The sequence below is a fragment of the Klebsiella electrica genome (assembly GCF_006711645.1).
GTDB classification, from domain to species: Bacteria; Pseudomonadota; Gammaproteobacteria; order Enterobacterales; family Enterobacteriaceae; genus Klebsiella; species Klebsiella electrica.
Genome location: NZ_CP041247.1, coordinates 4,586,073 through 4,600,129, shown reverse-complemented (window position 1 = coordinate 4,600,129; position 14,057 = coordinate 4,586,073). Strand labels below are relative to the sequence as shown.

The 14,057-nt window shown below is 58.4% G+C and carries 16 protein-coding genes; all 16 read right to left on the bottom strand.

All coding sequences use genetic code 11. The features are described 5' to 3' along the window. Nucleotides 1-11: 11 nt before the first annotated feature. Nucleotides 12-1,148, bottom strand: coding sequence for a 1-propanol dehydrogenase PduQ (locus Electrica_RS22015; RefSeq protein WP_141965392.1), 1,137 nt, complete (start codon nucleotides 1,146-1,148; stop codon nucleotides 12-14). A 15-nt stretch (nucleotides 1,149-1,163) separates the two neighbouring features. Then, entirely contained in the window at nucleotides 1,164-1,421 is a 258-nt protein-coding gene (locus Electrica_RS22010; protein ID WP_141965391.1) for a EutN/CcmL family microcompartment protein, read from the bottom strand. 26 nt (nucleotides 1,422-1,447) lie between these two features. After that, complete coding sequence (locus Electrica_RS22005; protein WP_141965390.1) at nucleotides 1,448-3,049, bottom strand: acetaldehyde dehydrogenase (acetylating); 1,602 nt, start codon at nucleotides 3,047-3,049, stop codon at nucleotides 1,448-1,450. Between the two features lie 53 nt (nucleotides 3,050-3,102). Further along, entirely contained in the window at nucleotides 3,103-3,381 is a 279-nt protein-coding gene (locus tag Electrica_RS22000; protein WP_015585230.1) for a BMC domain-containing protein, read from the bottom strand. Between the two features lie 14 nt (nucleotides 3,382-3,395). Next, the gene (locus Electrica_RS21995; RefSeq protein WP_004857488.1) at nucleotides 3,396-3,680 is read right to left on the bottom strand and encodes a BMC domain-containing protein; all 285 of its coding nucleotides are present in this window, start codon (nucleotides 3,678-3,680) and stop codon (nucleotides 3,396-3,398) included. Between the two features lie 16 nt (nucleotides 3,681-3,696). Next, entirely contained in the window at nucleotides 3,697-3,975 is a 279-nt protein-coding gene (locus Electrica_RS21990; protein WP_010634659.1) for a BMC domain-containing protein, read from the bottom strand. A 407-nt stretch (nucleotides 3,976-4,382) separates the two neighbouring features. Beyond that, nucleotides 4,383-4,901: a FidL-like protein gene (locus Electrica_RS21985; protein ID WP_141965389.1), complete on the bottom strand. Its 519-nt coding sequence runs from the start codon at nucleotides 4,899-4,901 to the stop codon at nucleotides 4,383-4,385. Then, a complete protein-coding gene (locus tag Electrica_RS21980) occupies nucleotides 4,898-5,710 on the bottom strand; it encodes a winged helix-turn-helix domain-containing protein (protein WP_141965388.1) in 813 nt (270 codons plus the stop codon). The genes Electrica_RS21985 and Electrica_RS21980 overlap by 4 nt, the downstream gene beginning before the upstream one ends. 132 nt (nucleotides 5,711-5,842) lie before the next feature. After that, nucleotides 5,843-6,427 carry a TetR/AcrR family transcriptional regulator gene (locus Electrica_RS21975; protein WP_131049465.1) on the bottom strand — a complete coding sequence of 195 codons (585 nt, stop codon included), beginning with the start codon at nucleotides 6,425-6,427 and terminating at the stop codon, nucleotides 5,843-5,845. Between the two features lie 149 nt (nucleotides 6,428-6,576). Beyond that, nucleotides 6,577-7,323, bottom strand: a complete 747-nt coding sequence (gene dagF, locus Electrica_RS21970; protein ID WP_141965387.1) for a 2-dehydro-3-deoxy-phosphogluconate aldolase — start codon at nucleotides 7,321-7,323, stop codon at nucleotides 6,577-6,579. After that, entirely contained in the window at nucleotides 7,310-8,419 is a 1,110-nt protein-coding gene (dgaE, locus tag Electrica_RS21965) for a D-glucosaminate-6-phosphate ammonia lyase (protein ID WP_141965386.1), read from the bottom strand. The genes dagF and dgaE overlap by 14 nt, the downstream gene beginning before the upstream one ends. A gap of 3 nt (nucleotides 8,420-8,422) precedes the next feature. Next, a complete protein-coding gene (locus tag Electrica_RS21960; protein ID WP_160702579.1) occupies nucleotides 8,423-9,283 on the bottom strand; it encodes a PTS system mannose/fructose/sorbose family transporter subunit IID in 861 nt (286 codons plus the stop codon). Beyond that, nucleotides 9,280-10,029 (bottom strand): PTS mannose/fructose/sorbose/N-acetylgalactosamine transporter subunit IIC, encoded by a 750-nt coding sequence (locus tag Electrica_RS21955; RefSeq protein ID WP_100684689.1) that lies wholly within the window; start codon nucleotides 10,027-10,029, stop codon nucleotides 9,280-9,282. The genes Electrica_RS21960 and Electrica_RS21955 overlap by 4 nt, the downstream gene beginning before the upstream one ends. Before the next feature lie 24 nt (nucleotides 10,030-10,053). Next, nucleotides 10,054-10,539: a PTS system mannose/fructose/N-acetylgalactosamine-transporter subunit IIB gene (locus Electrica_RS21950; protein WP_141965385.1), complete on the bottom strand. Its 486-nt coding sequence runs from the start codon at nucleotides 10,537-10,539 to the stop codon at nucleotides 10,054-10,056. Nucleotides 10,540-10,549: 10 nt separating this feature from the next. Further along, nucleotides 10,550-10,978, bottom strand: coding sequence for a PTS sugar transporter subunit IIA (locus Electrica_RS21945; RefSeq protein WP_100684687.1), 429 nt, complete (start codon nucleotides 10,976-10,978; stop codon nucleotides 10,550-10,552). A 119-nt stretch (nucleotides 10,979-11,097) separates the two neighbouring features. Beyond that, a complete protein-coding gene (gene dagR, locus Electrica_RS21940; protein WP_167686286.1) occupies nucleotides 11,098-13,899 on the bottom strand; it encodes a transcriptional regulator DagR in 2,802 nt (933 codons plus the stop codon). Nucleotides 13,900-14,057: the final 158 nt, after the last annotated feature.

The following is a 14,057-nucleotide window of genomic DNA, read 5'->3' as shown; positions in this document are numbered from 1 at the left end:
GGCGATTCCAGTCAACCGGACCAGGCCCGGCGATAAAGCCCGGTTAACGCGTTGGCGTCCGGCGTGCGTGGATTGGTCGGCGTACAGCTGTCGCGTAGCGCCTGGCCAACCATCTCCGCCAGGCGCTGTTCAAACTCGCCTGCCTCGACGCCGGTATCGCGAATGCCGGCCGGCATCGTCATTTCGTCTTTTAACGTCTGAATGGCGACCAGCAGGCTGGCGACGCCCTGGCGGGGATTGGCCGCCGGCAGATCCAGCAGATGGGCTAAGCGCGCATATTTGTGGGCGGCCTCGGTCGCGCACTGCCCGTGATAATCGGCGTTCCAGGCCACCACTTCGGCCATTAACAGCGCGTTCGCGCGGCCGTGGGGGACGCGAAAGACGCCGCCAAGCGCATGGGCCAGGCTATGGGTTATGCCCAGAGAGGCGTTGGTGAACGCCATGCCCGCCATGCAGGAGGCGTTGTGCATCTTCTCGCGAGCCAGCAGGTTGTCGCCGCTGCGCCAGCAGGTGGGCAGATAGCGGAAAACCTGCTGCACCACTTTTTCCGCCAGCGCATCGGAAAAGTCGCTGGCGGCGCGGGAGACGTAGGCTTCCAACGCGTGGCACAGCACGTCCATCCCGGTGTCGGCGGTGATTGCGGGTGGTACTGAGGCCACCAGCGCCGGGTCGAGAATGGCGATATCCGGCAGCAGCGTCGGGTCCACCAGCACCAGTTTTTCAGCATGCGCCTTGACGACCGAAAAGGCGGTCACTTCGGAACCGGTGCCGCTGGTGGTGGGGATCGCCACAAAGCAGGGACGCTGGCGCCCGGCCTGCGGACGGGTCTGCGCGAGGGCGAAAATAACCGCTTTGGCCGCGTCAATCACCGACCCGCCGCCCAGCGCCACCACCAGATCCGGATAGCGGGCATCCATCACCTTCATCCCGCGTACGATGGTGGCGATATCCGGATCCGCCACCACGTCATCCCAGACCTGGAAAGCGATGCCGCGCTGGCGCCAGGGGCCAGTCACGCGTTCGGCGAGGCCAAATTTGACCATCGCCTTGTCGGTCACCAGCAGCACGTTGCGGGCGGGCAGCTCGTTCAGGATGGCAAGCGCATCCTGACCAAAGCGGATCCGGGGTTTCAGCAAAAATTCACTCATTGGGTTATTCACTCCTTAAGCGTCCCGAAACACGTTCTCGACAATGGCGACCACCGACATGGCTTTGTAGCGTTCGGTGTTGAGCGCGAAATACTCTTCAGCCAGGACGATGTCGTGCATGCCGGCGCCGACGCTATCGACGGCGACCCAGGTCTGGTCCTTCATGGGCTGCTGGTTATCGTCGAGTTTGACGATCAGCAGCAGGTTACTGCCGCGTAGCTCTGCGCATTTCTGCGTGGCGACGACATGTCCGACTACCTTTGCGAGAATCATTGTTTTTATCGCCTTATTTCAATGCATTACTGGCCCAGACGCTCAAGCACCTGGCGGATGATGCGTTCCACGTTTTGCTCGTTGATCTCACCTTCCGCTTCGACGGCGGCGGCGACCGCAAAACGATCGTCCGCCGTTGCGCTAAGGGGCGCCGGGGCGTCGGCCGGCGCGGTGAAGCGCTCGTCGTCGAGAATGCTGCGCTGCGGGTTATCCGCTGGCGTGACGATGGTCGGCTGCGGTTCAGGGCGGCTGCCCGGAGCGCGCAGTTCATCAATGGAGCGCACGCCGTAGCCGACCCGGCGGATGTTGAGCAGGTTCATCGGGCTGACGTTATCGGAGCTGGAACCGCCGCCGACTGCGCCGCAGCCGAGGGTCAGCGCCGGGGTGATATTGGTGGTCGCGCCGATGCCGCCCAGCGCCGCCGGGGTGTTGATCAGAATGCGGTTAACCGGTTTTTCGAGGCAGAACTGGCGAATCACGTCCTGATTGCGGGTATGGATAACCAGCGTATGGCCGAGCCCTTCGTTGGTCAGCAGTTCCATCACCCGGTGGCAGGCCGCCTTCCAGTCCTCTTCCACGTACAGGCCGAGAACCGGACACAGTTTTTCGCGGGAGTAAGGGTTCTGGTGAGAGACGGTAGTCTGCTCGGCGATCAGCACTTTGGTGCTGGCCGGAACGCTGAAACCGGCAAGCTGGCTGAGATACAGCGCGGTTTTACCCACCACTTTCGGGTTGATGGTGCCGTTCGGGCGCAGCAGCAGAGCCGCCATTTTCGCCGCTTCACCTTCATTCATGAAGTAGGCGCCCTGGGCTTCGAGTTCACGATGCACATCGTGATAAATGCAGCGTTCGACGATGATTGACTGCTCGGAGGCGCAGATCATGCCATTATCGAAGGTTTTGCTGGTGATAATATCTTTCACCGCGTGATGAATATCGGCGCTGCGCTCGATAAAGGCCGGTCCGTTTCCCGGGCCGCCGCTAATGGTCGGGGTGCCGGAAGCGTAGGCGGCGCGAACCATGCCTTCGCCGCCGGTCGCCAGAATCAGCGACACGTCTTTGCTGTGCATCAGTTCTGAAGTGGCTTCGAGGGTCAACTGGCTAATGGCGTCGACGCTGCCCGCCGGCGCGCCTGCCGCTTCAGCCGCGCGTTTGACTATCTCAATCGCCTTCCAGCTACACTGACGGGCGCCCGGATGCGGGGAGAAGATAATCGCGTTGCCGGCCTTCAGGGCAATCAGCGTTTTGTAGATCACGGTAGAGGTGGGGTTGGTTGACGGGACCAGCGCACAAATCACCCCCAGCGGCACGCCCACGTCCATCACTTTTTTTAGCGGATCGTCATGAATGATGCCGACGGTCTTCATATCTTTGATGGCGTCGTAAACGCGCAGCGAAGCGAAACGGTTCTTCAGCACTTTATCCTGCCAGTTGCCAAATCCGGTCTCTTCCGCAGCCATTTTCGCCAGCGCTTCGGCGTGGTGCGCGGCTTCCTGGGCCACGTTTTTCACGATGGCGTCGATTTGTTGCTGCGAAAAGGTGGCCAGAATCGCCTGAGCCTTTTTGGCGCTGCGCACCAGTTCCCGCGCGTTCTGGCGGGACTGCAAATCGTTATCCAGTTCAATCATGAGTCTATCCTTCATCAGACTAAAAGAGTGGAGACGGGGCGCGCCCTGTCAGGTCATGCTTTATGCTGCGACGCGATTTTTTCGATGTCGTTATGCGGACGCGCGATGACGCGAGAGGTGACGACTTCGCCGATGCGTTTCGCCGCTTCCACGCCGGAGTCAACGGCGGCGTTAACGGCGCCGACATCGCCTTTCACCATCGCGGTGACCAGCCCGGAGCCGACGTTTTCATAGCCAATCAGCTCGACGTTGGCGGCTTTACACATCGCATCGGCGGCTTCAATACAGGCCACCAGACCTTTGGTTTCGATAAGCCCTAGCGCTTCTTTCATCATGTTGTCTCCCGTTATTCCGTCACTTTGTAATGTGCGACGATCTTGTTGATGTCGTTATGTGGACGGGCGATAACCAGCGAGGTCACCACTTCCCCAATGCGCTGCGCCGATTCGACGCCGGAATCCACCGCCGCTTTCACCGCGCCGACGTCGCCTTTCACCATCGCGGTGACCAGCCCGGAACCGACGTTTTCATAGCCAATCAGTTCCACGTTGGCGGCTTTACACATCGCATCCGCGGCTTCGATACAGGCCACCAGCCCTTTGGTTTCAATCAGACCTAATGCATCACCCATTTGCGTTCTCCTGGCCTTAAGCCTTGTGTTTAATGACGATTTTGTTGATGTCGTTATGCGGACGAGCGATAACCAGCGAGGTCACCACTTCCCCGATGCGCTGCGCCGATTCCACGCCGGAATCCACCGCCGCTTTCACCGCGCCGACGTCGCCCTTCACCATGACGGTGACCAGCCCGGAGCCGATGTTTTCATAGCTAATCAGCTCGACGTTGGCGGATTTGCACATCGCGTCCGCTGCTTCAATGCAGGCCACCAGACCTTTGGTTTCAATAAGCCCCAATGCATCACCCATTGTTTCTCCTCCAGAGCAGGTTTTGTGATTCGGGAAAACCGTCCGCGTAACGGCGTCAACACGCGGCAGCGGCGTTCGAAATCCACTATAGGGAAATGGAAAAGGAGTGAAATTTAAATCCGTGAGGGGTTTGTTTTTAGTTTTTTACTCTGTGATTTAGCCTTTTTTAGCCATTGATTTATCTGTTTATGCTGATCGGTCGTGCGAGATTTGGCGTTGCCGCAGGCGGTTTTTGGCGCGTTGAGACGCGCGGCGGGGAATGTTAACGGGGTGCTAATTTATTGCGCACGCGGGGTAATATATCCCTCCATTAAATGTGGGTATAATCATGTTTTTGCCCGCCAGATAAATGCAAAAAGTGCGCTTTCGCGGCGAGGGCGAAACCAGGAAGGCGGGGGGGAGCGGGGTCAATCGAACTGGCTGCCGGATTTCAGGGTGCAGACATAGAGCGGAGAGTTGATGGAGCTCAGCAGAATCGCTTTCTCGTTGAGCTTCTGGGCGTTGAGAAACAGGCCATCGTGGCTGTCGGACATTTCACGCATAAAGTAGGCAAAGATAACGTCCGGGGACTCATCGATTGACGAGGCGCTGGATTCCCACTTACTGATGTGGTAGTGGCGTTCGGTCGATGAGATGCGTTGGCTGGTCCAGTTAAACTGGACGTAGCGCTGCAGATAGAGCCAGCCGGCCGCGGAGTCGGTATAGCCCTCGACGACCATCGATCCCTTGCCGTTGGCGGCAAAATTAAAATGAATATTGCCGTTGACGTTCTCTTTCTCCATGTTTTCAAAACGCATGATCGCTTTGCTTGAGCAGCTCATCATGCCATTTTTTTCAACGGGCAGCAGTTTCCAGGCGCTGACTCCGGCCGCGACGATCAATACCAGCGTAGAGAGGGCGAAAAAGGGGCGAGGAGCGAGTCTCATTGCGGCTTCCAGGAGTAGTAGAAATAGTTATCGCAGTAGCTGAACGGGTTATCTTCATGCATCGCGCAGTGGGCGAGAAACACCCGGCCCAGGCCGTTAGTTTCCAGCCTGTCGCCATAGAAGAAGACGAAGCGTTCGCCGGGTTTACACTCCAGCTTCAGCCGCTGGCGCACCTCATCAAAATTTTTGCCGTAGGCGGTGGCGGAGACCGATCGCAGCATCTCGTCGCTGGCCAGCAGTTCGCACTGGCTGTGGCGCATTTGCGTCAGGGTGATGGGGTGCGATGTGCTGCCGCCGAGAAAACTGCAGACCACCAGCAGCAGGGCGATGGTGAGCAGGCAGCCGCCGGCGAGATACCAGCAGGTGCCTCGCGCATGCCGGGAGGGGGCGGAGGTTTCCTCGGCGCGGGTGAAGGGGGGCCTGGAATCCTGCATCGGCGCGACTTCCGCCGCGGGCTCAGACGGCGCCTCCGCTATGTCGTCAATGATGGCGATGGTTAATTCGGGGTTGAGCTGCAGCATGCCGCGCGACACCGTGACGATGATGTTCTCGATATCATAATGGCGGAAGGTTTTGCGCAGCATGCTCAGATACTGGTTAAGGTTGCTGTTGGATGAGGTTAACCCGTTGTCGTCCCAGACTTTTTTCAGTACCTCATCGCGGCTGATAACATCGGTATGGCGCAGGAAATAGTAGAGCAGCGCGCTGGCGGTGATAGACAGCTGGCTGTCCGGTTCGCTGCTTCCCGGTAGGGTGAGTGTGCCGTCCGTTGCATCATAAATGAGACGGGCATTGATGTTGTAGCGCATCGCGGCCTCGATCTAAGAGCCTTCATGAGGCGATTTTATTTGTCTGTCTGGTCCCGGGTACTCACGTATGTCCGGGTGCTCCAGACGGCCTGCAACCCTGCATAACGCCTGACCGGGCAGGTTTTTCCGGCATCATGCCGGCAGCGTCATTTGCGTCAGATCGCGCACCAGCGATCGCCGGTGGTCGGCGCCCATGGTGCGCCCCTCCGTCAGTTCCGACAGCCAGATACCGTCCGCCGCATAGCGCACCAGGGTACCGGTATGGCTATTATCCAGCGCATCGCCCTGCGCCAGATGCCCCAGCATCCAGTCGCGCCAGCATTTTCTCAGCACCGGCTCATCCGGCATCGCCAGCGACAGCACCATCAGCTGGCGGCTTTCGTGGGTATCCGTCAGTTCCGGGTTGGACAGATAGTGCAAATAGGCGCGGGTAAAGCGTCCGTAGGCGATATTATCGGCGGCCATCAGCTCGCTTATCGCCTTTTCCATAATCGCCAGCAGCCGGGCGAACAGAGCGAAGATCAGCGCCTGTTTATTGGGAAAGTGGTGCAGGAGTCCGCCTTTACTGACTCCCGCCTCGCGCGCGACGGCGTTCAGCGAGAGTGCGGCGATACCATCCCGACCGGCAATCATCGCCGCTGACTCAAGCAACTGGCGGTGCAGACGGACGGGATCTTTTTTTCGGTGCTGGGCTTCTGTATTCATGGCCCGAATCATACCGACCAGACGGTATGATTATTTTTGATCGCTATCAATGTGAGGGGGCGTGTGCGGCGGTGGAATGTCGTTATTGCGCGGAGGCTCACAATTTGTCATAGAAATCAGCGCGTGGCGTGCGGCAGTCGCTGCCGCACGCGGCCGAGTCTTTAATCGACAAGATCCTTCACGATACTCATCAGCTGGCGAATATCTTCCGGGCGGGTATTCCCGCTCTGCGGGTCGATGATTGAGCTGTAGATATGCGGCATCACCTGCGCAACGCCGGCCTGCAGGCAGGCCTGCAGAATGGCGGCGAAGTTATTCAGGTCGATACCGCCGGTGGGTTCAATCAGCGTCATGCCGTTTTGCGCGGCGCTTTGGGCGAGGAGCTTTAGCTCGTCCAGGGAGCGTTCGCCGTCCATAGGAAAGAATTTTGCAGCGTGCGCGCCCATATCCTGAATCATCCTCACCGCCGCATCGGCGGAGACCTTGGCCGGCGTTCCCTGCGCGCTGCTGACTCCAGTCGAGATAAGTACCTCTCCGGGCCTGCCGGTGGGGCTTATCAACGCATTGATCCGCGTGTTTTGCCCGCCGGTGGCGGCCAGCGCGCCTGCGGCAAAGCCGCAGCCGGTAAAGGTCTGATTAACATGGGCGGGATGAAGCTTCGCCGAAATCATCGCCGCTTTATAGAACTGTGCCGGATCGCCTGCCCCCAGGCCGACGGAAATAGCGGGAATTTCTGTCATCCAACGGCGCACTTCTGCCACACCTTCATCCACGGTAGAAAATTGTGCGGATAAAACGCCGATCACCGCATGGCCTTCGGCGGCGTCGTAAATCTCACGGGCGTTGGCGATATCTTTTGCCAGAACGTTAATCGCGACCCGTCGGCGGTAAAAGTTAATCTGCTGCATGTTCGGTAATCTCCTTGAGTCGCGCGATAATAAGCGGCATCTCACCTTCGGCAATGGTCCGCGGATCAAGGCTAAACACGCCCTGATGCAAAGCGTAGCGGCGGGCATAAATGGCAATTTCGCCACCGCGTAGCCTGGCTTCGACTTCGTTGGCGTTGAGGCCCAGGGCTTCTTTATCGACCCTGACCCGAATGCGCCAGATGGCCCGTCCTGCCTCATCCTGTTCGATATCCGCCTTCAGCCCGCGTAGGGCGGATATCGCCTCGGCGAAGGGACGCAGGGTGGTCGCATCGGGCGCTGGAGCGGCCGACTGATAGCGGTTGAGGGCGTACACCAGGCCCACCATATTTTCTTTGCCAACCTTCATCGCTCTGGCGATGCCGTTATGCTGCGCTTTGCAGGCCGCGATCCAGTTTCTTTTTCCGCTAACAAAGCCGGAGGTTGGGGCATTGAAGGCTTTGGCGCCACTGTAAATCACCATATCTGCGCCGGTCGCAACCCACTGCCGAAGATCCTCTTCGGCGGCGGCATCGATAATCAGCGGCAGGTTATGCTGGCGGGCAACCTGCAGAAAGTCGTCAATGCCCAGCATCCCTTTTTGCACGCAGTGGTGCGATTTGACAAATAGTAGCGCCGCCGTACGCTCGCTGACGGCACTCTCCAGTTGCCAGCGTGCGGCGAGATTGCTGGACCCGACCTCGACAATCCGTCCTCCGCCGAGTCGAATCGCGCTGGTAATCGGCGCGCCGTAATCGACGTTGTGACCGCGCAGGATAATGATTTCGTTTGCCAGACCGCTGCTGTCCGGCATCTGCGCGACCTTATCCGGCTCGCCGCGGGTGATCGCCGCCGCTACCGCGATAGCAATTCCCGCCGAGGCGCACGACGTCAGGTAGCTATCCTCGGCGCCGGTGTGGGTGGAGATAAGTTCCCCGGCTCGGTCGGTGAGCTTATCGATTTCAACGAATGCTCTGGCGGCTTCGGTGGCGGCCTGCATCACCTCCGGGTCAACGGACGATACGCCGAGGATCGTCATTTTGCCGCAGGCGTTAATTACCCGCTTTAGTCCGAGCTGTTGATAAATATTACCGTTCATGGCCTACAGCACTCCCGTCAGTGAACAAACGATGCTGATTGCGACAATAGACAGTAAAATCGTGGTGTAGCGCGGACCCTTTTTCAGCAGATAGAAGTAGACGGCAAAGACCGCCGCCAGCGGCAGCAGACCCGGAGCAATAGAGTCGAGGATCTGCTGCACCACCACATCAGAGCCTTTCAGCGCGCTGATTTTCAGCGGCGTGGTGATTTTGACATAGCTTGCCGAAAGCGCGCCCATCATGATCAGACCCAACACGTTGGCGCCGTAGATGAGCTCCTTAATGCGCCCCCCTTGCAGCAGGCCAATTATCGAATCACGCCCGAGGGTGTAGCCTTTATGCACCAGCCCGTAGCTTATCGCCATGGTGATTGCCGGATAGAGGATCAGCGGCGCAATACCGCCGAAGGCGCTGCCGTTGGCGGCAAAGGGGATAAAGATCGCAATTAGCAGCGGCATAACTGCGGCCCAGATTATTGAGTCGCCCATTCCGGCCAGCGGCCCCATCAGGCCGGTTTTGATGCCGGTAATGGAGGCGTCGCTAATCGGTTCGCCGCGGGTTTTCTGCTCTTCCATGGCGATAGATATACCCTGGATAACCGAGCCGAAAGTTTGCTCGGAGTTAAAGAAGTTCAGGTGGCGTTTCAGGGCCTCGGCCTGTTCTTCTTTCTCCGGATACAGCTTTTTGATAATCGGCGTCATCGAGGCGCAGAACACCAGGCTTTGCAGACGCTCGTAGGAGCTGGAGACTTCCGCCCCCAGCCAGTAAATCAGCCAGGCCCTGGTGATATCGGCCTTGCTCAGCGCCCGGCTTTCGCGGGCCCGTTCAACCAGCTCATGTTGCATGACATCGCTACTCATTATGCCGCCCCTTCATTTTTGGCGAGGCCTTTAATCAGGAAGGCCACGCAGGTACCGAAAATCGCCATCGCCATGATGTCCACCTTCAGGTAGAGCACCGCAAAGAATCCGCCGATAAACCAGGGCAGCAGGCTCTTCTTACCAATCACCATGATGGTGATGGCGAAGCCCAGCGCGGGCAGGATGCCGCCCATAATTTCAAACGAGTGGGTCAGCCAATGCGGCATTAGCTTGAGGAACTTCTCGACCACGTTTTGTCCGAAGTAGTTGGCGGCAAAGACCACCGGGAAGCGCAGCAGCAACCCAAGCAGGGCTGGGTAGATAAAGGCGCAGCGCATGATCCCCGCCATATTGGCGCTTTCGGCATGTTTATCAGCCATATGGACCCATGCTGCGTTCAGCGTCCGACGTAGCTGATCGAGGAATACCCCGATCACGCCAAACGGAATCGCCAGCGCGATCGCCAGGTTCGGCTCCATCCCCGCCTTTACGGCAATAGGTATGGCGATACAGGCGGCCAGCGCCGGATCAGACGGGACGTTACCGCCCGGCGTCGAGGTGACGCCCAGATACACCAACTGCATACCTGCGCCGATGATCATCGCGGTCTTCATATCGCCCAGCAGCAGGCCGACGAAAACGGCAACCACGACGGGCTGCAGCAGCATGGCGGAGAAGGTATAGCCTAAACGTAATCGAGCGAACCAGTAATAGAGTCCCATCAGGCTCGCAAAAAGCAATGTGTCCATAGTTTTTACCTGCTTATCAACTGGTTAGAATTTTTTCAGGATGTCGTCCAGTGACTGTGGCTTATCTTCCGGGATCGTCTGGAAGAACACCTGAATTCCGCTGTTTTTCAGCTCACCCAGGATCCCGACGTCTTTTTCATCGAGGGTGATGTTCTGAAATACGGCTTTCCGGTTTGGCCCGCCGCCAAGTCCGCCGACCTGGATCGTGGTGATGTCGAAACCCTGCTGCACGGCCTGCTGGATTGCGCTGAGGGACGGAAACAGCACCAGCACGTTTCCTTCGCCAAGCTGGTTCTCCCGCCAGGCTGCGGTAAAGCCGGCATTGCTGAAACAGTCGACTTTGATATTCGGCGGCGCCGCCATCAGGTAGATATTTTTCATAAACGGATCGGCGTCGAGCTCGTCGCTGACCACGGCGATACGGTTCGCCTGCGACTGGCCGACCCACTTGGTGACAACCTGGCCGTGAATCAGACGGCTATCGATACGACATAAAACGATTTTTGCCATGAAGGGCTCCTTAATGATTTAACTGGTTCACGTGGGCGACGACGTCGCGACAGCTGCTGCGTCCAGCTTCCACCAGCTCGTTGACGCAGCCGGTCAGCGGCCCCTGTTCGCGTTTATCCAGCGCTTCCAGCAGCAGCGAAGCGTTGAGGCCGCAAATCACGGCGATCGGATAATCGGCGCTCAGGCGGGCGGCGACGTTAGAGGTGGTGCCGCCAATAAAGTCGGTGAGGATCAGCGAGCCTTCCGGCATGGACTTCACCATCGCTTCAACGCGCTGGTAATACTCGCCGAGGGTATCGACGGGCATCAGGGCGATTTCCGTCACGCCTTCGATTTCGCCCGTGACCATGCGCAGGCTGTTGCAAAGCGGCGTACCCCAGCCGCCGTGCGTCAGCAGCAGAATTTGCGGTAATGGGTGTGCAGGTACAGTAGATGACAAGGTGGCCTCCTGGCGCCGTTTTATAGACGCTATGGATAGAGCAAAGGCCGTGCCAGCATTAGTGTCATCTGCGGGGGAGGAGGGGACTGGCGGGCCGATGGGCCGCGCCAGTAAAGGGATCAGCTATACAATAATTCGTAGATATAAATATATTCCGCATCCGATAAGCGGATGGCGTAGGCCTCCTCCACCGGGTGAAAGGCGGATTTAATGACACTAAACGCGTGAGTATCCATATCGGGCTTCATTTCCAGCGCCATCTGTAACGGTTTGCGGTTAATCACGATACGCTCGACCATACAGCAGCAGTGGATCAGAAAGCGTAGTGTCACCTGGCGGCTGGGGGCGATCGCCAGGGTCGCGCGCAGCTGGCTGAGGACGCCCTCCATCTCTTTGAGGATGCGCTGCGGGTTGAGCACCGAAATATGGTTGATGATGCTCTCCATGGTCAGGGCGCTGATAAATCGGGACGCGCTGCGCTCCATCTCCAGCCGCCTCTCGGCGCTGGAGAGATCGGGAGTCAGCAGGCTTAACACCAGCTCCGGGCCCTGCTCGGAAAACAGCTCCTCCAGCGAGATAAACGGAATATCCGGCAGCCCGGGCTGGAAGGTCCCGACAATCCCCGCCAGCCGCTCGTGGGCGTTAATGGCCTGCTGCACGCGCTCCGGGCTGCGCACTTCGTTATAGTCGAGGATCACCATGCGGGTATCCTGCGACATTAGCTCGCCGAAGCTCTCCTCCAGCACCGTTTTGATTTTCTCCGCCGTGCCCATGCCGGTAATGCAGGAGATGACCAGCACCTTGCCGACGTTTTCCTGCTGCGGGGTGCACAGCTGGCTGGGGATGCCTTTTTCCTGCATAAGCGCCGCCAGCCGCGGCAGCTCGCTGGTCTCGTAGCTCAGATCGAGGCCAATCTCCAGCAGGCTGGTCAGGGTGATGTCCGGCATCAGCAGGACGTCTATCTGGAATAGCTTGCTGATGGTGCTGCCGAAATGCACCAGCGAGCCGATATCGACGATCAGGATCAGCCGCTGCCAGCGCTGCGCCTGCATAAGCCGGATTAATGCATCCAGGGTGTCGTGTACCGACTGTTCGAACGGCATATCGATGGCGTTGAACAGCTCGCGTTCCAGCACCCGATTGACGTACTGCGCCATGCTGGTGGCGGTGGTGGCGCCGTGGGCGATCAGTATCACGCCGCAGTCGGGGCTGACGCCGATCCGCTGGCGGTAATGGCGGCACTCTTTGAGGAACAGGCACAGCCAGACCACCTCCGTCGCCGGGCACTGAATATTCAGCAGATCGTTGATTTTCCTGCATAGCTGGGTGGCGTTCTCATATTCATCTTTACAGCGATCGAGAATTAAACTGGAGGAGTAGAGCTGCGGGATCAGCCCCCGCTGGACGTAGCCGATCAGCGCCAGCAGGTGCTTGCGCAGCGGATTGACCAGATTTTCCGGCAGGGAAAAGCCCAGGATCTGCTCGACATAGCTAATCAGCAGGGCGACGCGCTCTTCAATCTGGTCGCCATAGCGCGGTGATCGCGTACCGCTGTCGCGGCTGTAGAGGCCATATTCGAAAATGGAGCTGAGCTTGTTTTTGAGAATGGCCAGCGTCTCTGCAGGCGGAACGTTACTGTTGCGTAGATTGACGTATTCGCGGGTCAGGAAGCTATAAAACAGATCGCTCTCTTCGATGCCGCCATCGCCGCCCGCCGGGCTTTTAAGCTGGGGCAGCGTGCGGGCGTCAATACTGAGCAGGGTTTTACCATTGAACAGCGCGTCGACCAGTATCCGCTGCTCCTGGGTGGGGTTAGTGGAACCGTCCGCCAGCTTGCCATCCAGCAGTAGAACATCGTGCTGCGCCGCCATCCCTGACGCCCAGGCCTGGGCGCATAAAAACTGGATATCGCTTTTTAGCTGGCCGATATTGCCTTCCAGCGGCTTATTCAGCAGCCACAGCAGCAGCGTTTTATCGATGCTTACCGAGCGCTCAATCTTGCGGCTCTCCCGCTGCAGGAAGCCGATAATCAGTTCGATCTGCTCCTCCAGCGAACGCTGGCGGATGCCGGGAAGATCGATGGTGACCTGAATGCGGCGTTGAAAAGTCCGCAGCAGCGACGAGCTCACCGGCTCGGTGGTGGCGCAGATAAGGCGTACGGTGATGCTTCGCGCCGGGCCGCTGGCGCCCAGCGGGCGATACTCGCCTTTATCCAGCAGCGAGAAGAGCTTTTCCTGGCCTTCATAGGGCAGGCGATGGACTTCGTCGAGTAGCAGATAGCCGCCGTCGGCCTGTTCAATCAGCCCCGTCTTGCTCTCCGTTGCACCGGTAAACGCCCCCTGTCGATGACCAAAGAGATGGGAAGAGAGTAGCTCCGGGTTGTTGGCATACTCGGCGCAGTTAAAGTAGACGAGAGGCGGAGGGCTATCACCGCTATGCTCGCAGGCATAGCGGTGCATCAGTTCGGCGAAAAAAGTCTTTCCGACGCCCGAAGGGCCGGTCAGCAAAACGTGTAGCCCATGCGGATAGAGCACCGCCGCTTTACCTTTTTCCACCGCATCCCGCAGGCTGCGATCGTGGCCGATCAACAGCGCGAACGGATCGCTAATCGACGGTAGATTCCTGTCAGGCAGCAAATCGCTAATGGCGCCGATCTCACGCTCCGACTCTGCTAGCGGCCGTTCGAGCAGGGTTTGCGTCGCCTGCAGATGCAGAAAGAATACCGGGCGTCCGCGGGTTTTGATAACCAGCCCGTCGCTCCACAGCTGGTTTAAATCCTTGCTGACAGAGTTGCGCGCCAGGCCGAGGTTAAAACCGATTTGCTCTGCGGTGAAAGCGCTGGTGCCAAGGGCCAGATCGTCCCGGCTGATGGTCTTCGTCAGCCGCTCCAGTTCACGCAGTACTACCTCAATACGTCTCATCTCGTTACCGGATTGCTTAAAGGTGATGCTTGAGAACATACACCATCCTGGCCGATGAGAAAGAGACGGGAAACCAAGTTGCGGGCGTCTGACTACAACAAATAGCCGTTTCGGGATAAATAAGCGTGTCAGGGACTAAATCAGCATTTTTGAATGGC